This is a genomic window from Hyella patelloides LEGE 07179 (assembly GCF_900659865.1).
Taxonomy (GTDB): Bacteria; Cyanobacteriota; Cyanobacteriia; order Cyanobacteriales; family Xenococcaceae; genus Hyella; species Hyella patelloides.
The window spans coordinates 1-4,441 of sequence record NZ_LR214391.1; the positions used below are offsets into that span (position 1 = coordinate 1).

The 4,441-nt window shown below is 40.2% G+C and carries 3 protein-coding genes; all 3 read left to right on the forward strand.

Annotated features, from left to right (window positions below):
- Positions 1–1,539: CHAT domain-containing protein (locus tag H1P_RS35030; protein ID WP_144876356.1), on the forward strand; the 1,539-nt coding region annotated here is incomplete at its 5' end.
- An 802-nt stretch (positions 1,540–2,341) separates the two neighbouring features.
- Positions 2,342–4,081 carry a group II intron reverse transcriptase/maturase gene (locus tag H1P_RS35035; RefSeq protein ID WP_144876358.1) on the forward strand — a complete coding sequence of 580 codons (1,740 nt, stop codon included), beginning with the start codon at positions 2,342–2,344 and terminating at the stop codon, positions 4,079–4,081.
- Positions 4,056–4,271: a helix-turn-helix domain-containing protein gene (locus H1P_RS35040; RefSeq protein ID WP_144876360.1), complete on the forward strand. Its 216-nt coding sequence runs from the start codon at positions 4,056–4,058 to the stop codon at positions 4,269–4,271. The genes H1P_RS35035 and H1P_RS35040 overlap by 26 nt, the downstream gene beginning before the upstream one ends.
- Positions 4,272–4,441 lie beyond the last annotated feature (170 nt).

Here is a 4,441-nt window from a genome sequence, read left to right on the forward strand (position 1 = left end):
TCCCCTAATATGCCCTCTTGGTCAGAAATTACGGCTCTTACGGAAAATGCGATCGCTGATGCTCGAAGACTCAATTATCCCGAAGCAGAATCATACAGTTGGGGTTTACAAGGTCAGATCTATGAAATATTAAAACAATGGGACAATGCTAAGCATTCTACAACTAAAGCTTTGGAAATTGCCCAAATTATTAACGCCCCTGAAATTAGCTATCTTTGGCAATGGCAATTAGGTAGAATCGAGGGAGCTAGAGGAGAGCCAGAAATAGCGATCGCACATTATCAACAGGGAGTAACTCTACTAAACGCCTTAAGCCAAGATATTGCCAATATCGAGCGTAATATCCAGCATTCTTTCCGCGATACTGTCGAACCAGTTTATCGAGAATTAGTGGCTCTCCTACTAAATGTTGCGCCAGGGGAAACTATAAGTCAAGAGAATTTAATTCAAGCCAGAGATACTATCGAGTCATTACAAATAGCAGAGCTACACAACTTTTTCCAAGAAGCTTGTTTAAAAGGAAAATCTGTATCGATAGATTCCGTAGATCCCCATGCTGCTGCGATTTACCCCATTATATTACGCGATCGCTTAGAACTCATTGTTAGTCTTCCCCACCAACCTTTAAGCCACTATTCTGTAGCCATTCCCCAAGAAGAATTAGAAGCAACAATTCAAGAATTACGTCAAACAGTAGTCATTCGCAGTCGCCGAACTTTTTATGCGCCAGCAACCAAGCTTTATAACTGGTTAATTGCTCCAGTAGTTGACCAATTAGTAAAACAGCAGATTAAAACAATTGTTTTTGTTCCTGATGGAGCTTTACGCAATGTTCCCTTAGCAGCTTTATACGATGGAGAACAATATCTCATAGAACAATACAATTTAGTTTTCAACCCAGGACTACAATTGTTAAGTCCTCGCTCACTAGAGACAACCCAACTCAAAACTTTAGCGGTGGGTTTGACTCAAGAAAGAGGAGATTTTTCTGCTTTAGAGTACGTCAATCGGGAATTAGCAGAAATTCAAGAGCAAGTCAAAAGCTCGGTTTTACTAGATGAAGAATTTACGATGGAAGCTCTGCAACGAGAAATCCAATTTTCTGATTATCCCATTATTCATATTGCTACTCATGGTCAATTTAGCTCTTCTTTAGAAGATACATTTTTACTGGCTTGGGACAATCAAATTAATCTCAGTCAATTAAACCAGATTCTTCAAACTAGAATGGGAGTGCAAAAAGAAGCAATTGAACTTTTAATTTTAAGTGCTTGTGAAACTGCTGTGGGGGATAACTCAGCAGCATTAGGCTTAGCGGGAATGGCAATTCAAGCTGGTGCAAGGAGTACTTTGGCGACTCTGTGGTCAATTAATGACCAAGCTACAGCAGAGTTAATGAGCATTTTATATCAGAAACTTGCTGCATCTACTGGTAAAGCAGAAGCGATTCGTCAAGCACAACTAAGTTTACTCCAAAAACCCGAATACAAACATCCTTTTTACTGGGCTGCTTATACAATGATTGGTAATTGGTTATGATGAGTGTTAATTGCAATTCAGGAAATCATCTGTCTTCTGGCAGGAGACTCCCGCTATAGCGCGTTAGCGTTTAGCGGTGAGAGGAATGCGCGCCTCTAATAGCGGTTTTTTGCATTAAATATGGTAAAATGTGAGCTATGGTTGAAAGAGCTTACAAGTACCGATTTTTTGTGCGGTTCGTTAGTGTCACCAAGCATAAATGCTGAAGTACATTGCACGCAATAGCTTGCGTCAATAGGGAAGCTCCTGTAAATTGAGCGAAACCGAGACAACTTGTTTATCATGGTAGTGAGGAATACTCCAATTCTACCCCTCTAGGAATAAGAGTGACAGCATCGTATCCAATATTAGGAACTGATAATCCCTTGTGTTGAAGCGGTATGAAAACCACCCAAACTGGTAGCCAAAACTGGTGCAAGTGGGAGCAACTGAACATGGATAACGACAGTGAATCCTTGGAAATTCTTTGTAAGGTATAACTTGGGGAATGGCTTTTACCCAGGGAGCAAAATAAGCTCAAGGTGGACACAGAAGAGGATGCTGGGCAGAAAAACGCAGCATATATTCTACTCTCGCGCCCCCGAAGAAGAGAGGAATCCTAAATTCAGAAATCGATGGTAAACAGGAACGAATCAAGGATTGGGACGATTCTCTGATTAATCAGAGTAGTTATCCGCAATGAAACCACCCAGTCTAGGGATTGTGAAATAAGCAAAAGCCTACTTGTAATGGGTATGGATATGCTGACAGTCACACTGCTGTATGGGATGTTCATTTTCTGAGTACGGTTAATAAATCCAATATGGAGATAGCATCAAAGTCGGAATTGAATAACTGGGATGAAATCGACTGGGTCAAAGTCGATTCCAGCGTATTTAAGCTGCAAAAGAGAATCTACAGAGCATCACTAGCCGAGGACTACAAGCTAGTTCACAAGCTTCAAAAGTTAATGGTTAAATCCTGGTATGGAAAACTACTAGCAGTAAGAAAGGTAACACAGGAAAACAAGGGTAAGAAAACTGCTGGAATAGACGGGATTAAATCCGTTTCACCCAGTAAAAGACTTGCACTTGTTGACGAACTTGCCATAGATGGGAACGCAAACCCAACCAGAAGGGTTTGGATACCCAAACCTGGAAAGAAAGAAATGCGACCCCTTGGCATACCAACCATGCTAGACAGAGCCAAACAATCCCTCCTCAAGATGGCAATCGAGCCTGAATGGGAAGCCAAATTTGAAGGTAACTCATTCGGCTTCAGACCAGGCAGGTCGTGTCATGATGCAATAAAAGCTATAAAAGACAGCATCAGGACTAAATCAAAATATGTTCTCGATGCAGATATAGCAAGCTGTTTTGACAAAATCAAACATGACACTCTTCTGAACAAAATTAACACTCTTCCTGAATTTAGAAGTCAAATTAAAGCTTGGTTAAAATCAGGTGTTGTTGACTTTAGTAAATGGTCACAGAGAAAAGGTTATAACCAAACACTAGCTGGAACTCCCCAAGGTGGGGTAATAAGCCCGCTCTTAGCGAATATTGCCTTACATGGAATGGAAAATAAGCTCAAAGAATATGTCATGGGGATTCCCAAAAGATTCCCCAGTGGAGGAATGATGTCAAAAGATAAGAGAGCAAAAGCTCTTTCCGTCATCTGCTATGCAGATGACTTCGTAATCATTCATGACGAAATTGATACTGTTCTTAAGTGTAAGGAAATAATAGAAGAATGGCTTAAAAACCTAGACCTAGAACTAAAGCCAAGCAAAACTAGAATCGCCCACACCCTTGATGTATACAATGGTGAACAACTTGGGTTTGATTTTCTCGGATTCCATATTCAACACCATGAATTAGGTAAACATCATTCGGGAAAAAACTCTAGTAGTAAAAAACTTGGTTTTAAAACTATCATTGAACCTCAAAAAGAAAAAATCCAACTACATTACAGAAAACTGGATGAATGTATCAATAAAATGAGTTCACATAAACAATCGGAACTTATTGGTAAACTTATCCCCATTATTAGAGGATGGTGCAATTATCAAAGTCCCTGGAACTCATCCAAAGCATTCAAAAAGTTAACTAACCTAATGTGGAACAGATTATGGAGATGGGGCAAACGTCGTCATCCAAATAAAGGTAGAAAATGGATCTCCAGAAAATACTGGGATTTAAAGAACAAAGGATGGAGATTTACTTTTAAATCCGAAGACTTTGTTTACACCCTACCAAAACACTCTGACTTTAGTTGCGGAAAAATGTGGGTTAAAGTCCAAAACACCAGAAGTCCTTTTGATGGCAATGAAACTTACTGGAGTAAAAGGATGGGAGATAGATATCTAACGTCCGACCCACAAAAATCTAGATTGCTTAAAAAGCAAAAAGGCAAATGTGGTTATTGTGGATTAAACTTCCACTCAGAAGATTTAACTGAGAAACACCATATCAAGGAAAAATCGAAAGGTGGCAACAATTCAGATAAGAACCTAGTTCTAATACATTTGCATTGTCATGACCAAGTTCACGGCAAAAGATGACGGTACAAACAATGGTACTAGCCATACACTGAGGAGCGGTATGAAGGGAAACTTTCACGTACCGTTTTGGAGGGAAGTAGAGGAAGGTAACTTCTTCTACTCACCTAACCCTAGTACCGAGCAAGAAAATCTCTTGCGACGGACAATGGGGTGTGTCAGGTTTGTCTATAGTGCGATTCGTTCATCTTAAACCTATTCAATAGGGGGACAGATGGCTCTGGTAATGAGTATTGATAACTCACCAGATGATAACTTAGTTTCCGATATGGGTGTAAGTCCCATCGCCCTAATGCGGGGTTGAAAAGCCCTAAAGGACTCGCTTCGCATCGCATACAGCGTCCAAACTCGCGAGAGTAATGT